Source organism: Anaerobacterium chartisolvens (assembly GCF_003337415.1).
Taxonomy (GTDB): domain Bacteria; phylum Bacillota; class Clostridia; order Acetivibrionales; family DSM-27016; genus Anaerobacterium; species Anaerobacterium chartisolvens.
In genome coordinates, this window is sequence record NZ_QPJT01000011.1 from 13,348 (window position 1) to 30,283 (window position 16,936).

At 45.4% G+C, this 16,936-nt stretch carries 16 protein-coding genes; 12 read left to right on the forward strand and 4 right to left on the reverse strand.

Annotation, left to right across the window (positions count from 1 at the left end):
• Positions 1 to 180: 180 nt before the first annotated feature.
• The 8 genes from DFR58_RS10610 (at position 181) to DFR58_RS10645 (ending at position 8,054) form a co-directional block, all read left to right on the forward strand.
• Positions 181 to 2,229 carry a methyl-accepting chemotaxis protein gene (locus DFR58_RS10610; RefSeq protein ID WP_114297827.1) on the forward strand — a complete coding sequence of 683 codons (2,049 nt, stop codon included), beginning with the start codon at positions 181 to 183 and terminating at the stop codon, positions 2,227 to 2,229.
• A gap of 120 nt (positions 2,230 to 2,349) precedes the next feature.
• A complete protein-coding gene (locus DFR58_RS10615; RefSeq protein WP_114297828.1) occupies positions 2,350 to 2,778 on the forward strand; it encodes an FMN-binding protein in 429 nt (142 codons plus the stop codon).
• 316 nt (positions 2,779 to 3,094) lie between these two features.
• Positions 3,095 to 4,426, forward strand: a complete 1,332-nt coding sequence (gene rsxC, locus DFR58_RS10620; RefSeq protein WP_114297829.1) for an electron transport complex subunit RsxC — start codon at positions 3,095 to 3,097, stop codon at positions 4,424 to 4,426.
• Between the two features lie 2 nt (positions 4,427 to 4,428).
• A complete protein-coding gene (locus DFR58_RS10625; protein ID WP_114297830.1) occupies positions 4,429 to 5,415 on the forward strand; it encodes an RnfABCDGE type electron transport complex subunit D in 987 nt (328 codons plus the stop codon).
• Positions 5,408 to 5,986 carry an RnfABCDGE type electron transport complex subunit G gene (locus tag DFR58_RS10630; RefSeq protein ID WP_114297831.1) on the forward strand — a complete coding sequence of 193 codons (579 nt, stop codon included), beginning with the start codon at positions 5,408 to 5,410 and terminating at the stop codon, positions 5,984 to 5,986. Before DFR58_RS10625 ends, DFR58_RS10630 begins: the two co-directional genes overlap by 8 nt.
• A gap of 1 nt (position 5,987) precedes the next feature.
• The gene (rsxE, locus tag DFR58_RS10635; protein WP_114297832.1) at positions 5,988 to 6,653 is read left to right on the forward strand and encodes an electron transport complex subunit RsxE; all 666 of its coding nucleotides are present in this window, start codon (positions 5,988 to 5,990) and stop codon (positions 6,651 to 6,653) included.
• The gene (rsxA, locus tag DFR58_RS10640; protein WP_114297833.1) at positions 6,650 to 7,231 is read left to right on the forward strand and encodes an electron transport complex subunit RsxA; all 582 of its coding nucleotides are present in this window, start codon (positions 6,650 to 6,652) and stop codon (positions 7,229 to 7,231) included. The genes rsxE and rsxA overlap by 4 nt, the downstream gene beginning before the upstream one ends.
• Positions 7,232 to 7,253: 22 nt before the next feature.
• A complete protein-coding gene (locus DFR58_RS10645; RefSeq protein ID WP_114297834.1) occupies positions 7,254 to 8,054 on the forward strand; it encodes an RnfABCDGE type electron transport complex subunit B in 801 nt (266 codons plus the stop codon).
• 45 nt (positions 8,055 to 8,099) lie between these two features.
• Here DFR58_RS10645 and DFR58_RS10650 read toward each other — a convergent pair whose 3' ends face one another.
• The 3 genes from DFR58_RS10650 to DFR58_RS10660 all read right to left on the reverse strand — a co-directional run bounded on the left by DFR58_RS10650 (position 8,100) and on the right by DFR58_RS10660 (position 11,785).
• Positions 8,100 to 9,809, reverse strand: a complete 1,710-nt coding sequence (locus DFR58_RS10650; RefSeq protein ID WP_114297835.1) for an ABC-ATPase domain-containing protein — start codon at positions 9,807 to 9,809, stop codon at positions 8,100 to 8,102.
• Between the two features lie 260 nt (positions 9,810 to 10,069).
• Positions 10,070 to 11,071, reverse strand: coding sequence for a GGGtGRT protein (locus DFR58_RS10655; protein WP_114297836.1), 1,002 nt, complete (start codon positions 11,069 to 11,071; stop codon positions 10,070 to 10,072).
• Between the two features lie 21 nt (positions 11,072 to 11,092).
• A complete protein-coding gene (locus DFR58_RS10660) occupies positions 11,093 to 11,785 on the reverse strand; it encodes an iron-sulfur cluster assembly scaffold protein (RefSeq protein WP_114297837.1) in 693 nt (230 codons plus the stop codon).
• Positions 11,786 to 12,272: 487 nt separating this feature from the next.
• On the opposite strand from DFR58_RS10660, the gene DFR58_RS10665 reads away from it, so the two are divergent.
• The 4 genes from DFR58_RS10665 to DFR58_RS10680 all read left to right on the forward strand — a co-directional run bounded on the left by DFR58_RS10665 (position 12,273) and on the right by DFR58_RS10680 (position 15,318).
• Positions 12,273 to 12,656: a hypothetical protein gene (locus tag DFR58_RS10665; protein WP_114297838.1), complete on the forward strand. Its 384-nt coding sequence runs from the start codon at positions 12,273 to 12,275 to the stop codon at positions 12,654 to 12,656.
• A gap of 341 nt (positions 12,657 to 12,997) precedes the next feature.
• On the forward strand, positions 12,998 to 13,795 hold the full coding sequence (locus DFR58_RS10670; protein ID WP_114297839.1) for a substrate-binding periplasmic protein: 798 nt from the start codon (positions 12,998 to 13,000) through the stop codon (positions 13,793 to 13,795).
• Positions 13,796 to 13,881: 86 nt separating this feature from the next.
• Positions 13,882 to 14,550 carry an amino acid ABC transporter permease gene (locus DFR58_RS10675; RefSeq protein WP_341457398.1) on the forward strand — a complete coding sequence of 223 codons (669 nt, stop codon included), beginning with the start codon at positions 13,882 to 13,884 and terminating at the stop codon, positions 14,548 to 14,550.
• Positions 14,551 to 14,565: 15 nt separating this feature from the next.
• Positions 14,566 to 15,318 (forward strand): amino acid ABC transporter ATP-binding protein, encoded by a 753-nt coding sequence (locus DFR58_RS10680; protein ID WP_147273172.1) that lies wholly within the window; start codon positions 14,566 to 14,568, stop codon positions 15,316 to 15,318.
• A 271-nt stretch (positions 15,319 to 15,589) separates the two neighbouring features.
• On the opposite strand, the gene DFR58_RS10685 is transcribed toward DFR58_RS10680, so the two are convergent.
• Positions 15,590 to 16,678, reverse strand: a complete 1,089-nt coding sequence (locus tag DFR58_RS10685) for a hypothetical protein (protein WP_114297841.1) — start codon at positions 16,676 to 16,678, stop codon at positions 15,590 to 15,592.
• Between the last annotated feature and the right edge of the window lie 258 nt (positions 16,679 to 16,936).

Genomic DNA, 16,936 nt, shown 5'->3' on the forward strand with positions numbered 1-16,936 from the left:
TTCTAAATACCCAGTGGCACAAAATTTTTTAAGTGTTTTATATTATATTAAAGAGATATCCCTAAAACTACTAATATTTTATATAATATATCTAAAATTAGGTTTATATTTTGAATAATGGTGGTAAAACCTGCTTAAAGAGTATAGAGGCATAAAATAAAGGGAGCTGTGAAAATATTCATGAAGAGTCTTAAAACTAAAATTATAATGCTCATGAGCTGTATATTAATTATAGTGTGTGCAGGGCTGGGCTCCGTATCATATTACAATGCGTCTGCCGTAGTTAAGAAAAATACTCAGGATATGCTTCAGAGGCTGGCTGTAGAAGCGTCAAGGACTGTTGAAGCAAGGATATCAAGCCAGTTTAATTCGTTGGAAATTCTTGCCGAATCCAATATATTGGATTCTATTATAAAGGATGATGCCGATAGAATACAGTCAAATTTAGTGCTGGCAGAGGAAGTAAAGAGGATGGGGCATATAAAAATGGGAGTTGCCGATACAGCAGGGAATGCAGTGTACAGTGACGGAAGCAGGGCTGATATCGGAGAGCAGGATTATTTCAAAAAGGCTGCCGGAGGAGAGCACGCCATGTCAAGCCCTTTTATAGATGCAGAAAGCAATGCTGTTGTTATGATGTATGCCGTTCCAATAACGGTAAACGGTGAGACTGTCGGAGTGCTTGCCGCAGTAAGAGATGGGTATGAGCTCAGTAATTTTGCTAAGGAAATAGTCATAGGCAAAACGGGGAAAACCTTTATAGTGGATAGCGCTGCGCGTACCATAGGCCATGCAGACATAGAGCTTCAGAAGCAGCTAATACAGTCGGGGAGCAAAAAGGCGGACGCTGTGTCCTCGGCATCGGTGGAAGCGGGAGAGGCGCAGAGCAACGCCGGCTTTAAAAATTATGATACGCTTCAAAAGCGCATGATAAGCGGTGAAACCGGCTTCGGAGAATATGAATACAGAGGTGCGGGTATGTATCTTGGCTTTGCTCCGGTGAAGGATCTGAATTGGTCGGTAGCCATTCAGGCAAATAAGGAAGAAATGCTTTCAAGCCTTTCGGGACTTAGAATAACATACCTGTGGATATCGCTCATTTTCCTTATTGCAGGCATCGTGGCTGTATATCTGTTTTCAACGCGCCTTACAAGGCACCTTTCAAGCATGAAGAAATATGCGTCATTGCTGCAGGGCTTCGATCTCAGTCAGGATATTGCCGACAATCTGATAAAACAGAAAGATGAGGTGGGACAGCTTGCCGGGGCTTTTTCAATCTTTGTTATTAAAATCCGTGCGCTTGTCCATGGTATAAAGGCAACCGCGGCAAAAACAACCGAGAGTGCAGGGCAGATATCTGCGGCTGCCAAGGCAACGGGAGAGTCAGCCGAGCAAATAGCCGTTTCCAGCGGGGAGGTTGCAAAGGGCACATCGAAGCAAAGTGAATTTGTAGACACTGTTATGGAGCTTATAAACAAAAACAAGGATGAGGTGGGAAAGGGCTTTGAAATGGTAGATCAGGCTCTTAATAACGCCCAAATATCCACAAAAATAGCCGAGGAGGGAAGAAACTCCATTTTTGCTTCCATGGAGCAGCTTTCCGATATCAGCAAAACGGTTGAGCTTGCTGCCGGATCCATGCAAAACTTAAGTGTACGCTCAAAGGAGATAGGAAAGATTGTCGGGGTTATTACGGGAATTGCTTCACAGACCGATTTGCTGGCATTAAATGCTTCTATTGAGGCGGCGCGTGCGGGTGAGGCGGGAAGAGGCTTCTCTGTTGTAGCCGATGAAATCCGCAATCTTGCGGAGGGATCCGGAGAAGCGGCCAGAAGCATTAAGCAGCTAATCAATGATATCAGGAGGGAAACCGAGCTTACCGTTAAAACAATGGAAGGCAGTATGGATAAGGTGAATACTCAGGTGGATCAAATCAAGCTTGGAGGAGAAGCACTTGAGAAAATTGTTGACATGGTTGTACGAACAGAAAACGGAGTAACGCAAATACATACCTCCTTTAAGACTATCCAAACCTTGTCCGATGATATAGTAAATGCTGTTTTTGAAATATCTGCAATTATACAGGAGGCATCGGCTCATTCCCAGCAGGTAGCGGCGGCGACAGAGGAGCAGACGGCAGCTTCGGAGGAGATGTCGGCAAGGGCTGAGGAGCTTTTGCTTATGGCCACGCGTTTAAAAGAGGAGCTTTATGTGTTTAAAACGGAGTAACAGGTCTTCTTTAAAAGAGACGGCATTTTAAAGTCATTTAAACGGGTTTTATTTTTAGCGGCCAAGCCTTTATTAAAATAGGTGCGGCGCAAATAATATATATTATAACAGGGGGATTTTATGAAAAAGATTATAAGCCTGACAATAGCCGGATTCCTTGCATTGAGCCTTGGGGCCTGTGGCACGGGGGGCAATGACGGACAGCAGGAAGGGGGCTTGCCTCAAACGTACAAGGACGGTATATATGAAGGTGCATCAGAGCCATGGGATCATGGTGCTGAGAGTGCTACCGTAGAAATCGCAGACGGTAAAATTAAAAGCATTGTTTTAAAAAGACTTGGCACCGATGGGGTTGAAGTGGATTATGAAGACTGGAAGGGACAGGAGGTAGACGGAAGGCTGTATCCCGATTTGAACAAGTATAGGACGGACATGGCAAATGATATGATTAAAAAGCAGAGCTATGATGTGGATACCATTTCAGGTGCCACAACAACAACGAAAAACTGGAAAATATCAGTTCAGAAGGCTTTGGAAAAGGCCAAGTAATTTGGAAAGCTATTTTTCTTTACAAATGTCGCGATTTAACGTATAATAAGACACGGTGTAGGTTTATAAGTCTCTGCACAATATGATTAACAGGTTCGTTATGATGTAATTTGAGCCACGAAGGTCGGTATGACGGCAGAAGCTGTTACCGCTTTGTGGCTTTAGTTTTATGTCAATTATTTAACAAAGTATATGGGTCAACGCATGAAATTAAAAAGCGCCTGCTTTTGGCGGGTGCCTGTAAAAAATCCTTTTAAGCTTCCATAGGGGTTTTTATGCGACACAGAGAAATACAAAAGGAGTGAGGTGTCTTTAAATGATTAACACGCTAAAAAGGTTCAAGGGTGGTATAACAGCTTCACACCACAAAAAAACATCTGAATTTGAAACGGTGAAAATTCCCTTGCCATCCAGAGTTGTTATTCCCATGCTTCAGCACATAGGAGCTCCATGTACGCCACTGGTTAAAAAAGGCGATAGTGTTCTGGTGGGACAGAAAATAGGAGATTCCGATTCTATGATTTCAGCGCCTGTTCATTCAAGTGTTTCAGGTGTTGTAACGGATGTAAGGCCCATGCTGTATCCCGGAGGATTTGAAGTGGTTTCGGCAGAAATTGAACCGGACGGGCAGCAGAAGCCGGATGACAGTGTAGTACCTGTAAAGGCTGCCGACAGGGAAGGTATAATCAAGAAGATAAGAGAGTCAGGGATTGTAGGGCTTGGGGGAGCAGGCTTTCCTACGTCTGTAAAGCTGTCTCCTCCTCCCGGCAAAAAGCTGGACACGCTTATAATAAACGGCGCAGAATGTGAGCCGTATATTACCTCCGATTACAGGGAAATGATGGAGAATTCCCGAAGAGTGCTTGAGGGAGCGCGGATATTGATGGAGCTGACTCAAATACCCGAGGCATATATAGGCATAGAATCAAACAAGCCGAAGGCAATACAAAGACTCTCAGAGCTTGCAAGGGAGTTTAATGGAATAAAGGTGGTGTCTCTGCCCTCAAGGTATCCGCAAGGAGGAGAAAAGCAGCTTATTTATGCCGTTACAGGGAGAAAGGTTCCCGCGGGAGGACTGCCCTCGCATATAGGAGTGCTTGTTCACAATGTTAATACAGTGTCAAATATTGCTGAATATATAAGCACAGGTATGCCTCTTATAAAGAAAAGGGTTACGGTGGAGGGCTCTGCGGTTGCAAAGCCGATGAATTTAGAGGTGCTTATAGGCACCAGTCTTAAGGATGTATTTGAGTTTTGCGGAGGCTTTAAGGAAAAGCCCGCAAAAATAATAATGGGAGGCCCCATGATGGGGGTCGCACAGTTTTCTCTGGATAATCCAGTGGTTAAGCATACCAATGCCCTTCTGGCGCTTACAGACAAAGAGGCAAATACCGCCCGGGAGGGTGTGTGCATACGCTGCGGGAAATGTGTATCGGCCTGTCCTATGGGACTGATGCCCCTTTATATAAGTGCAAACGTGGAGCTTGGAAGGGTAGAGGAGACGTTGAAATACCATTTGAATGACTGCATAGAATGCGGGTGCTGCTCATATGTATGTCCCGCCTCGAGATACCTTGTGCAGTCTATAAGATATGCAAAGGCAGAGCTTAAGAGAAGGCAGACTTTAAAAGCAGGAGGGGGCAATTAAAAATGGAGTATAATCTTTTGGCGGGCTCTTCACCTCATATACGGAGCAGTGAAAGCACGAGAAAACTCATGCTGGATGTTATTATTGCGCTGACGCCCGCAGCGGCGGCCGCTGTGTTCTTTTTCGGGCTTAACGCACTGCTTATTATCATTGTTACCGTTGCTTCCTGCATGGTATCGGAATATATATCGACACGGCTGATGAAAAAGCCCAGCACAATAAGTGATTTAAGTGCGGTGGTCACGGGGATGCTTCTGGCGTTTAACCTTTCTCCATCCGTTCCTTTGTGGGTGGCGGCTATCGGGGGCGCCTTTGCCGTTGTCATAGTTAAACAGCTTTTTGGGGGGCTTGGGCACAACTTTGTTAACCCTGCACTTGCCGCCAGAGCCTTCCTTATGGCGTCATGGCCTGTGTATATGACAACATGGCAAAATCCTGCGGCGGATCCTATAAGCTCTGCAACATATGCAGGAGCCGATGCCGTAAGCTCGGCTACTCCTTTAGCAATGCTTAAAATGGGAGCAGCGGCGGATGCACTTCCTTCACTCACGGATCTTTTTACAGGAAATGTGGCGGGCTGCATAGGAGAGACTTCTGTGCTTGCCCTGCTTATAGGGGCTGCATATTTACTCATAAAAAGAGTTATTTCAATAGAGATACCTGCTGCGTTTATAGGCACTGTGGGTGTTATGACATGGATATTCGGGGGAGACAGGCTTTTTACAGGCAGCTTCCTGTACCACATTATGGCGGGAGGGCTTATAATCGGGGCGTTTTTCATGGCTACCGACTACAGCACTTCTCCTGTAACTGCAAGGGGAAGAATTATTATGGGTGTGGGCTGCGGACTGCTTACCTCTGTAATACGCCTGTATGGAGGGTACCCAGAGGGTGTGTCCTATTCTATTTTGCTGATGAATCTGGTGGTGCCGCTTATAGACAGATACATGGTACCTAAGAGCTTTGGGGGTGTGAAGGTAAATGCGTGATATGGTAAAGCCTGCGTTAAAATTGTTTGTCATATGCTTTGTTGTGGCTCTGTGCCTTGCCCTTGTAAACAGCGCGACAAAGGAGGTTATCGCCGGAAGGATAAAAGCTGCCGATGAAGAGCAAAGACGGCAGGTTATAAAGACGGCCGAGAGCTTCGAAGAGCTGGAGGGGTGGAAGGAAAACGGGCAGGAGGGTATGATCGGGGATGTGTATTCCGCGTATAAGGGAGATGAACTGCTGGGATATGTTTTTACTGCCGCCCCTAAAGGCTACGGCGGGGAATTTAAGGTAATTGTCGGGATTTCAAAATATAAAGAGGTATTGGGCGTGGCTATAGGAGATAACAAAGAGACTCCTGGGCTGGGCTCAAAGGTTGCTGAGGAAAAGTTCAAGGGTCAGTATGAGGGCAAAAGCATTGAGAAGCCCTTTGAGGTGGTTAAGGGCAAGGCTTCGGCAGAAAATGAAATTGAAGCGGTAAGCGGAGCGACTATTACGTCGAAGGCGGTTACAGATGCAATCCAGGCGTCGGCAGAGCTGGCTGAAAGACTTTTAAAGGACGGAGGGGAGTAAGATGAGTCTTTTTAAAATATTGAAAAACGGAATAATTGATGAGAATCCCAGCCTCCGGCTGGTACTGGGGATGTGTCCCGCACTGGCCGTGACTACCTCTGCGGCAAATGGGCTTGGTATGGGTGCTTCCACAGCGGCTGTCCTTATAGGATCAAATTTAGCTGTTTCACTTCTTAGGAAGTTCATACCTCAAAAAGTAAGAATTCCTGCGTATGTAACTATTATCGCAGGCTTTGTTACTATTGTGCAGATGCTCTTAAAGGCTTATCTGCCTGCCATAGACAAGGCACTGGGAATATTTATTCCCCTTATTGTGGTTAATTGCATAATACTTGCCAGAGCGGAAGCCTTTGCCGCAAAAAATAAGCCTGTTGCCGCAATTGCCGACGGTCTGGGTATGGGAATAGGCTTTACCGCTGCTCTTGTGGTTATGGGCGGCGTCAGGGAGATATTGGGGAACGGAAGCTTTTTCGGGGTACAGTTGTTTGGGGCTGAAGCAAGCCCTGCCCTTGCAATGATTCTTCCGCCGGGAGGATTTCTGACGTTTGGAATAATAATAGGTCTGGTAAACAGGCTTACTTCTGTGAAAATAAAGGCTTCAGGCTGCATAGGCTGCGGGGGGAACTGCAAAAAGCTTGAGGCGGGACAGGGAGGAGAAATGGCATGATACAGAGTATTGTAACAGCTTTTTTATCGGCTGTGCTTATTGAAAATTTTGTGCTGGTAAGGTTTCTTGGAATATGTCCGTTTTTGGGAGTGTCCAAAAAAATAAACACCGCCCTTGGAATGGGTGCCGCGGTAATTTTTGTAATGGGCGTTGCTTCAGGGGCGACATGGCTTTTGCAGGAGTATGTTCTCAAAAGCTTTAAAATAGAATATCTTCAGACAATAGGCTTTATAGTGGTCATTGCAGCCCTTGTTCAGTTTGTGGAAATGGTTATACAAAAGACCAGCAGGCAGCTCTATCAGGCATTGGGAGTATATCTTCCTCTAATTACAACTAATTGTGCTGTTTTGGGAGTATGCCTGATAAATGTTCAGAAGGGATCCGACCTTTTAAATTCATTCCTTTACGGAATATTTGCCGGAGTGGGCTTTACGCTGGCAATAGTGCTGTTTGCCGGCATAAGGGAACGTCTGGAGTATGCCGATGTGCCGCAATCCTTAAAAGGCATTCCTATCTCGCTGATATCGGCGTCTTTGGTTTCTCTCGCGTTTTTTGGATTTCAGGGTCTGATTAAATAATAACCGGAGGGGGGTTCTGAGTATGTATGAGGTTGTAGTTGCCGCTTCTGTTCTGGGAGGTATGGGAGCGTTGCTTGGAATAGGACTTTCATATGCTTCGAAGGTTTTTGCCGTGGAAATAGATGAAAGAGTTGTACAGATAAGAGATGTGCTTCCGGGGGCTAACTGCGGAGCCTGTGGGCTTGCAGGCTGTGACTCCTTTGCTGATGCGGTGGTTCAGGGCAAGGCACAGGTGAACGGATGTCCTGTTGGAGGAGATGCGGCGGCACAAAAGATTGCGGCTGTAATGGGAGTTGAAGCCGCCGGGGTAAAGAGAGTGGCTGCAAGGGTTTTATGCAACGGACGCTGCAGTGTCAGCACAGAAAAGTATATCTATCGCGGGCTGAATGACTGCTTTGCGGCGGCTCAGCTCTTTGGAGGGCATAAATCCTGTGCCTATGGGTGCTTAGGTCATGGAAGCTGTATGGCGGCATGTCCCTTTAATGCCATAGTAATAACGGGTGGAGTTGCAAGGGTTATAGAGGACAGGTGCCGCGCCTGCGGTAAATGCGTTGCTGCATGTCCTAAAAAGCTTATTGAGATTGTGCCCAAGGAGAAAAAGTATTCGGTGCTGTGCAGATCCCGCGACAAGGGTGCTGTAACAAAAAAGAACTGTGAGGTTGGGTGCATAGGCTGTACACGCTGTGTGAAGGCTTGCCGCTATGGAGCCATAAGCATGGAGGGCTCTCTGGCTAAAATAGACGTTGAGAAATGCACCGGGTGCGGGGAGTGTACCTCTGTTTGTCCCACAATGGCAATAAGAAAAATGGATTATGATGATTAAGACTATAATGGCATGTGAAAAGAGGGGAGAAGTAAATCCCCTCTTTTACAGCCTTACCTTAAGTCCTCTGAACCGGTTTATAGCGGCGCACAGCTCATGCTTTCTGGGCATTGCCAGATTTCCCGGGTAGCTGTTATGTGACGATATTGCATCCAGCCCCGACCTTTCTGCCAGCTCAAGCAGCTTATCTGCCGCAGCCGACAGTGTAAGGCTGTCATCTAATATATGCGCCGCCATAAATTCCAGCATCAGCGCTATGCTATTTGTCTGGCTGCTGTCTGTAAGCTGCTCAACATATGACAGATCAATTTGAAAATCCCCGTATAATAGGGTGTGAAGTCCTTTGGGCTTTATTCTTGAATCTCTGGAGCGGGTATTAAACCCCGACTTAAGCGGTATTCTCGGAGTTATGTCTCCAAAACGGGCTTTCCCAGCAGGCTTTTTCCTGCCCGGGCCTTCCGACGCAATACTTTTTGCGGCTTCTGTAACATCCCTTGGTATGTATTCATCCATCATAATAACAACATCGGATATATCGAAATAGTCTCCCGAGCCCCCTACCACAAGGATGGACGAAACACTATGCTGCTCGTACAGCTCTCTGGCCTTGTCAATGAAGGGAGTGATGGGCTCCTTGCCGCTTGAGACCAGCCTTTGCATACGCGAATCGCGGATCATGAAATTTGTGGCGGAGGTGTCCTCATCTATAAGCATAAGCTTTGCGCCGGCTTCCAGAGCCTCCATAATATTTGATGCCTGAGAGGTGCTTCCGCTGGCGTTGTCGGTTGAAAAGCGGACGGTGTCCTTTTTATTGGGAAGGTTGTTGATAAAGGGGCTTATATTAACCCCTTCAACGCTTCGCCTGTCCTCTGCACGGATTTTTACAGCATCATCTCTTGTTATAACAAGCTCCCTTCCGTCACCGGGAATATGGTTGTATACCCCAAGCTCCAGAGCTTTAAGAAGGGTTGACTTCCCGTGATACCCTCCTCCTACAATAAGGCTTATGCCCTCGGGGATTCCCATTCCCCTTACGCTTCCCATATTCGGAAGGACAAACTCCACCTCAAGACCGGGGGGGCTTTTAAAGGGCACTGCGCATTCCGGCATCGGCCTGTCCGATATTCCGCTTTCCCTTGGAAGTATTGAGCCGTTGGCTATAAATGCCGACAGACCTCTTTTTGGCAGCTCGCTTCTTATATGCTGCTGATCGGTAAAGAGATCGATTTGTCTTTTAAGCTTTATCGCGTCAATACTTTTATAGAACAGGGAATTCTCTGTAATTTTGGGAAGGGCGGACGAGAAAATGTAGTCCGCCGCCCTGCCGAGAACCCTTCTTCCTGCGGCGGGAAGCCCTACCTCAAACCTTGCTTCGATTATATCGTCCTTTATGACTACCGAGGTTCTGGGGAGCATTTCCTGACCGCAGAAGTCAATATTTAAAACACCGCTTTTGCCCGAGCCGTCCACACCGTTGTAAAACCGTCTTATATTGCTTCTAAATACTCTGGTTAAAAAATCCGCGGCTGCAATGAGCTTATGCTTTGAATCCAAAAGCTCCGGGGGAAAGCCCGCCTCCCTCCTCGATACCGCTACATGGGCTCTTGTGGGAGAGGCAAATGGGTCACCCTGGACGTGGTCTATAAAAAGAACGTGCTTTTCAAAGCGGTACTGGCCTTTTATATCCTTATACGAAGGGTACCCTCTTCCATCTATCGCGTACAGCAATTGCTGCAAATCTCTGGAATTTTTCAAACAATAATACCTCCTTTAAACGGTATATACACAGTATATCACTTATAGAATAATATTTTTCATTTAAATCAAATCAAGTGCTCAACTCACCCCTAGCCCCTCTCTCTTCAAAAGAGGGGAACTGGTTTTCTTTCTCCCCCCTCTTTTGAAAAGAGAGGGGGCCGGGGGGTGAGTATATCACTTATTCCGCAATTCGGCACAAAAAAAGGCACGGAGCCAAGTAATAAGCCTCCATGCCCTTTGTCTGCTCTAACAAGCAGTTATTTTGACATCGCTTCTTCAACCGCTACCGCAACGGCAACCGTTGCGCCAACCATGGGATTGTTTCCGATCCCTAAGAAGCCCATCATTTCAACGTGGGCGGGTACTGAGGAGGAGCCTGCGAACTGTGCGTCGGAGTGCATTCTTCCCATGGTATCCGTCATGCCGTATGAAGCAGGACCTGCCGCCATGTTGTCGGGATGCAGAGTTCTTCCCGTTCCTCCTCCTGAAGCAACGGAGAAGTATTTTTTACCCAGCTCGTAGCATTCCTTCTTGTATGTGCCTGCCACAGGGTGCTGGAATCTGGTGGGGTTTGTGGAGTTACCGGTTATGGAAACATCTACTCCCTCATGATGCATTATTGCAACGCCCTCTCTTACGTCATCGGCGCCATAGCAATTTACCTTTGCCCTTTCACCCTTTGAATAAGGTATCTGGCGCACTATTTCCAGCTTGCCGGTGTAGTAATCAAACTTTGTCTGAACATATGTAAATCCGTTAATTCTGGAAATTATCTGAGCTGCGTCTTTTCCAAGGCCGTTTAAAATAACCCTTAAGGCTTCATTCCTGACCTTATTTGCCGATCTTGCTATTCCTATCGCACCCTCGGCCGCTGCAAAGGACTCATGTCCGGCAAGGAATGCAAAGCACTTTGTTTCCTCCTTCAAAAGCATGGCTCCAAGATTTCCGTGGCCTATGCCCACCTTTCTGTCTTCTGCGACGGAGCCGGGTATGCAAAAGGCCTGAAGGCCCTCGCCTATAACCTCGGCTGCTTCATACGCCTTTTTGCAGCCTCTTTTTATGGCTATTGCCGCGCCTACAACATATGCCCAGCACGCGTTTTCAAAGCAAATGGGCTGTATGGCCTTTGTAATATTATAGGGATCGATGCCCGCGTCCTGACAGACTTTACCAGCTTCCTCAATGGAAGCTATACCGTTTTCATTCAACACGGCTGTAATTTTGCCGATTCTTCTCTCATAACTTTCAAATAATGCCATTTTAACTAACCCTCCTTTAAATTATTCATGTCTGGGATCTATTACCTTTGCGGCCTCTGTAAACCTTCCGTAGGTCGAGGTTGCTTTTTTCAAAGCCTCGTTTGCATCTGTGCCCTTTTTAACCATGTCCATCATTTTGCCGAGGTGTACAAACTCATAGCCTATTATTTCGCCGCCTTCATCCAGAGCGATATGTGTTACATAGCCCTCTGCCATTTCAAGATACCTCGGGCCCTTGTCAAGAGTTCCGTACATTGTTCCTACCTGGCTTCTAAGGCCCTTTCCAAGATCCTCAAGGCCCGCTCCTATCGGCAGTCCGCCCTCAGAGAATGCCGTTTGGGTTCTGCCGTAGGCTATCTGAAGGAAAAGCTCCCTCATGGCAGTGTTTATTGCATCGCATACAAGGTCTGTATTCAGTGCCTCCAAAACAGTTTTGCCGGGAAGTATCTCAGCGGCCATAGCGGCTGAGTGAGTCATGCCGGAGCATCCTACAGTTTCTACCAGAGCCTCCTGTATTATACCGTCCTTGACATTCAAGGTTAATTTACAGGTGCCCTGTTGGGGAGCGCACCAGCCTATTCCGTGAGTTAACCCCGATATATCTTTAATTTCCTTAGCCTGCGTCCACTTGCCTTCCTGTGGGATGGGTGCAGGTCCATGATTGGCACCTTTGGCAACGCAGCACATCTTCTCAACTTCTGAAGTGTAAATCATTTTTTATGACCCCTTTCGTAATAATTTTGATCCTTGTTTTGTGTTTATAAAATATATTTAAATTTTATAAAGACCATATTTATGGCAAAAAAGTATAAATTACGCACAGCTTTATGCAAACAAAAAGACACCTACCTTGAATGAACCTCCATTGTTCAAAGCAGGAGCCTCCAACATAACGTGGTCAGTGTGAGCCCCATTGCCACAGAATATTCTACCATAAAGCTTATAAAAAGTATATCACAATTGCATAAATTGTAGCTATATAGGATGCAATAAAGATTTTACAAACATAGAGGATATAATTGCTTACATCAAGTTATATCCTCCATGTAAAATCTTTATTGCTAAATATATAATTATGCTGTCATAAATTACAAGAGAACAAATTTAAGGCATTTGTATTGTTGTTTGCGATAACCTGTATTATTATAGTAATAGCGTAATATAAATTATATTAAATTATAAATTCTGGAGGCGCTTCATCATGATAAACCAGACAAACTTTATTATAAGGACATCCGGCAGGAGGGAGGGCAGCTTCTATATAGACTACATAGGGATGTACAGGGTAGATGACATATCGAAGCAGACAGGCATAAAGCCTTCCGGCATAAAGGAGATATACATAAAGAACGGTGCCGTGTATGACGATGCTTTGGATGTTTACTACTTTCCCGGTATACAGGATGCAAAGAATAGCATTTCGGAAATACTGGACGGAATGAAGCCGGATAAAAAGGGCAGGGTGCTTGTGCTTACCGAGGCCGAGGTGGAGTACATACGTCAGGCGCTGATTAATGAGGGCTCAAACACAATCCGTGTAAGCAATAAAATTAAGGATGCAATATTTAAAAAGCTTAATGATTGATTAAATACTCAGACTTATGCCTCTAGGGTAAAAATAAGCAAGTGCATGCTTTATGTTAACTAATTTATATTTGCTGTATATTTATAAATTTTTATGTATAATATTAAATGTTGTAAAATACGGGCTTTTGATATAATATATTTATAACATTTTAATACACTCCCTGCGTGCTTTATGCTTTGTGGAGAATTGGCAGTAATAAGCTTGATATAGATTGTTTACAACGGTGTAGAAGATCTTTTTTGTGTTGATAAACGATCTATATTGCTTTAACATGGTAAAGTCATAAACTGTTTATGGCTTAAGCCCAAATAAAAAGTTCAAAAACAGGAGGAATTTGTATGATGAGGTCTGGAAAGAAAATTTTTGCTGCTGTAATGGCATTGATGCTGGTTATGGCATTTGCCGTAAGCGGCTGCGGAACTACAGGCGGCAAGAGCGATATTTTACGCGTAGGGGTTGACGACAGTTACCCTCCTATGGAGTACAAGGATGCCGACGGCAAAACCACAATAGGCTTTGATGCTGATGTTGCAAAGGAGTTGGCAAAGAGGCTGGGCAAAAAGGATGTAGAGTTTGTTTCAAACGACTGGACGGGTATATTCCAGGCTCTTGAGGCCGACAAGTTCGATGTTATCATTTCTTCCGTAAGCATAAATGAAAGCAGGCTCGCGGAGCATTCTCTTACAAAGCCCTATATAGCAAACAAGCAGGTTATAGTTACTTTAAAGGACAATACCTCTATAAAGTCCCCGGATGATTTAAAGGGCAAAAAGGTGGGCTTTCAGGCGGGTACCACCTCCGAGGAATTTTGCAAGGACACCCTCAAGCTTGACGAGGCAAATCTCAGTGCGTATCCTCTGGTAACGCAGCCATTTATGGATCTGGACGCGGGAAGAATAGAAGCCATTATGGTTGACATAGTAGTGGCAAAATACTACCTTTCAAACAACGAGGGCAAGTATCTACTTGCGTGGGAGAGTGAGGAGGCTGAGCCTATAGCCATATGCTTTCCTAAAAAGGACACTGAGCTTAGAGACAAGGTAAATAAGATAATTGACGAAATGCAGGCCGACGGAACAATGAAGACCATTTCCGAAAAGTGGTTCGGCGAGGATGTTACAAAGAATTTGGAATAGAATTATTTAAAGGCAAGGTGCCGTACTGCCGGAGCTTACAGAGTCACAGCGCGGCACCTTGCTATGTAAAAGCATAAATATGGGGAGTGTTAAATTTGGATTTGCTTACTAAAATGATGGGGTACATGCCTGCTCTTCTTGAGGGAGCCTTAAACACTGTTTTATTGACAATAATCTCGGTTTGCTTCGGTGCAGTACTGGGGCTTTTTCTGGCACTTGGGAGGCTGTCTAAAAATAAAATGGTTGACAAGGTTTGCTGGACTTATATATGGCTGTTCAGAGGAACACCGCTTTTGATGCAGTTGTTTTTTATTTACTACGCATTACCTCTTATTCATAAAAGTTTGACGCTTCCCGGACAGTGGATACCCGCTCTCCTGGCGTTAAGCCTTAATTCTGCGGCTTACCTTGCCGAGATCATCAGAGCGGCAATACAGTCCATAGACAAGGGACAGATGGAGGCTGCCAAGGCGCTTGGAATGAGTTATGGACAGGCTATGAAAAGGATAATTGTGCCTCAGTCGTACAGGAGGCTGATACCTCCTGTTGGAAATGAGCTGATTGCTCTTTTGAAGGACTCGTCACTGGTGTCCATCATAGGTATGACGGAGCTCATGAAGGTGACTACGCAAGTTTCTGCAAGAGAGTCTAACGCTATAATATATATTCCCGCAATGGTATTGTATTTAATAATGACAACAGTTTTTACCTATGTGTTTGAAAAGTTTGAGAAAAAATATTCTGTGTATGAATAGGGGGACGCAAGGATGATGGTAAAAATGGAGAATGTGGCAAAATCCTTCGGAACTCTGGAGGTACTTAAGAATATAAACTTTCAGGTCACCAAGGGCGAGGTGGTGTGTATAATCGGGCCGAGCGGCTCGGGCAAAAGCACCATTTTAAGGTGCTTAAACCACCTTGAAAGGATAACCGCGGGAAGGGTGTATATTGAAGGCGAGCTGGTGGACGAGAGGGTTGGCGGCAGGGATCAGCTTAAGATATCCCACAAGAGGGTTTCGGAGATATGTACAGAGCTTGGAATGGTATTTCAAAGGTTTAACCTTTTTCCGCATATGACTGTGCTTGAAAACATTATAGAGGCACCTGTTACCGTAAAGAAGCTTGCTAAGGAAGAGGCTGTAAAATACGCCTTAGAGCTTTTAAAAAAAGTTGGACTTGAGGATAAGCGCGACGAATATCCCTCCAGACTGTCGGGCGGGCAGCAGCAAAGAGTGGCTATAGCGAGAGCTCTTGCAATGAAGCCTAAAATAATGCTGTTTGACGAGCCAACCTCAGCGCTTGATCCTGAGCTGGTGGGAGAGGTGCTTGAGGTTATGAAGGACCTTGCAAGGGAAGGGATGACAATGATTGTTGTCACTCATGAAATGGGCTTTGCAAAAGAGGTTGCAAACAGGGTGTTATTCATGGACAGGGGAGAAATACTGGAGGAGGACACACCACATAACATATTCTCAAATCCCCGCAATGAAAGAACAAAATCATTTTTGCAGAAGGTGCTGTAAGGGAGAGGCTTCTAATCGTACGGAACGGCAGACTGTGTGAAAATTATTTTGAGTGAAATTTCAAGCTATAATTCTTGCAAAAATGTAGCGGAGGAATCTTGGGGACGGATTCGTCCGCTTCCGCAGCGTAGCGAAGGACCGAAGGGAAAGCGGAGGAACCGTACCCCATGATGCCGCAGCGGTGGCGGGCTGCAATTTTTCTCGCAGGTTCAGCGTTTTCACACAGTCTGACGCCCCCCGTGGCGTTCCGCATAGGTTTTGCATCAATTTTCTAAATCGCCAGATCTATGTGCTGGATCGTTCCCACAGACCCGCTTTCATTAACGTAAATTCCCGTTTTTCTTATTTGCCCCTGCAGCTCGTTGCTTGAGGCGCTTTTTATGCTGAAATCGGTGTCGATATTTCCAAGGTATATCGCCCCTATACCCTTTTCACCCAGAGCAAAAAGAATATCATTCCCGTTTTCATCCTTTGTCCATATGCGCAGCCTGTCATAAATATCATCATTTTCGTCGATCCAGTTGTTATTGTCGCTGTCATATTTGGACAGCTCGGAGAAGCCGTTTCCTGAGCTGGGCCCAAAAAGCTCGCTGCCGTCATTTATAATACCGTCATTGTTTATATCCAATGCAAGAAACCCGCTGCCGGAGGACAAAAAGGAAATTTGGTCCGGCTTGCCGTTACAGTCCAGATCGAAGCTGAATTTTGTATCGGTCAGGGAGGGTGCGTTGTTGTTTAAGTTAATTATAAGAGGGTCAACTCTCGCCGCATCTCCTGCCCGTATGCTTATGCTTTTCTGTGACATAAACTCTCTGCTCATGCTTAGCTGTACTGAGAAATTTATTTCCCTTCCATCGGCGGTTTTTATAGCTCCCTGGGCAGAGAAATCCATTTTCTCCTTTTCATAGTTAAATTCATTATAGCTGTACTCAAGTCCCCACCCCTGCAGGGGAGACAGCCGCACACCCCCGCCCCTCAAATCCGGTGGCAACTCATTGCCGGAAGGAGCTTTAATTTTCACAGGCAGATAAAATTTCAGCCTTTTGCCGGTAAGCAGCTTAACCATATCGTGAATTAACCGGAGCTTTTGCATATCCTTGTCCGAAATGGCAAACAGAATGTCTTTACCGGTGTCGGCCTCTGTGATTGAAGCCTTATGCTCCTCCATAAAGGCCTTGCCAGCCTGTGAAAGCTCCAAAGTGTCTGTTTGGGGCTGTTGTGGCGGCGGAGCGGCGGATTTTTGGCCTTCAAAATCGGGCCTTTCATTCCCTATCCACGCTCTTAGAGTCTCTTCCTTTGAGTTTACTTCGACCAGAGCCGATTGCCCTGTCATGGAAATTCCCGAGCTTGCAATTTTCATAAAAATGCCTCCTTGCATATATTACTGTTCATCCTTGTAAAACACTGCTGCTTATCTTTATATCGGAAAAATTTACAGAATTATTTATTTTAAATTCATGCAATAGCGATTTGGCTCCATTGATCGCTATATAAATTAGGATACAGACTATCTAAAAAGGACGTAAAATAATTTCCGGAATAATAATTTCCCCGGAATGCGTGACCGAGATATAATTTAAGCTAACTAAAATCACAAGCGCCTTCTACAGGTATACAT

What these genes read in the sequence shown, in the direction of transcription:
- DFR58_RS10610 (WP_114297827.1), top strand. Translation starts at nt 181, where the DNA reads ATGAAGAGTCTTAAAACTAAAATTATAATGCTCATGAGCTGTATATTA.
- DFR58_RS10615 (WP_114297828.1), top strand. Translation starts at nt 2,350, where the DNA reads ATGAAAAAGATTATAAGCCTGACAATAGCCGGATTCCTTGCATTGAGC.
- rsxC (WP_114297829.1), top strand. Translation starts at nt 3,095, where the DNA reads ATGATTAACACGCTAAAAAGGTTCAAGGGTGGTATAACAGCTTCACAC.
- DFR58_RS10625 (WP_114297830.1), top strand. Translation starts at nt 4,429, where the DNA reads ATGGAGTATAATCTTTTGGCGGGCTCTTCACCTCATATACGGAGCAGT.
- DFR58_RS10630 (WP_114297831.1), top strand. Translation starts at nt 5,408, where the DNA reads ATGCGTGATATGGTAAAGCCTGCGTTAAAATTGTTTGTCATATGCTTT.
- rsxE (WP_114297832.1), top strand. Translation starts at nt 5,988, where the DNA reads ATGAGTCTTTTTAAAATATTGAAAAACGGAATAATTGATGAGAATCCC.
- rsxA (WP_114297833.1), top strand. Translation starts at nt 6,650, where the DNA reads ATGATACAGAGTATTGTAACAGCTTTTTTATCGGCTGTGCTTATTGAA.
- DFR58_RS10645 (WP_114297834.1), top strand. Translation starts at nt 7,254, where the DNA reads ATGTATGAGGTTGTAGTTGCCGCTTCTGTTCTGGGAGGTATGGGAGCG.
- DFR58_RS10655 (WP_114297836.1), bottom strand. Translation starts at nt 11,071, where the DNA reads ATGGCATTATTTGAAAGTTATGAGAGAAGAATCGGCAAAATTACAGCC.
- DFR58_RS10660 (WP_114297837.1), bottom strand. Translation starts at nt 11,785, where the DNA reads ATGATTTACACTTCAGAAGTTGAGAAGATGTGCTGCGTTGCCAAAGGT.
- DFR58_RS10665 (WP_114297838.1), top strand. Translation starts at nt 12,273, where the DNA reads ATGATAAACCAGACAAACTTTATTATAAGGACATCCGGCAGGAGGGAG.
- DFR58_RS10670 (WP_114297839.1), top strand. Translation starts at nt 12,998, where the DNA reads ATGATGAGGTCTGGAAAGAAAATTTTTGCTGCTGTAATGGCATTGATG.
- DFR58_RS10680 (WP_147273172.1), top strand. Translation starts at nt 14,566, where the DNA reads ATGGTAAAAATGGAGAATGTGGCAAAATCCTTCGGAACTCTGGAGGTA.
- DFR58_RS10685 (WP_114297841.1), bottom strand. Translation starts at nt 16,678, where the DNA reads ATGAAAATTGCAAGCTCGGGAATTTCCATGACAGGGCAATCGGCTCTG.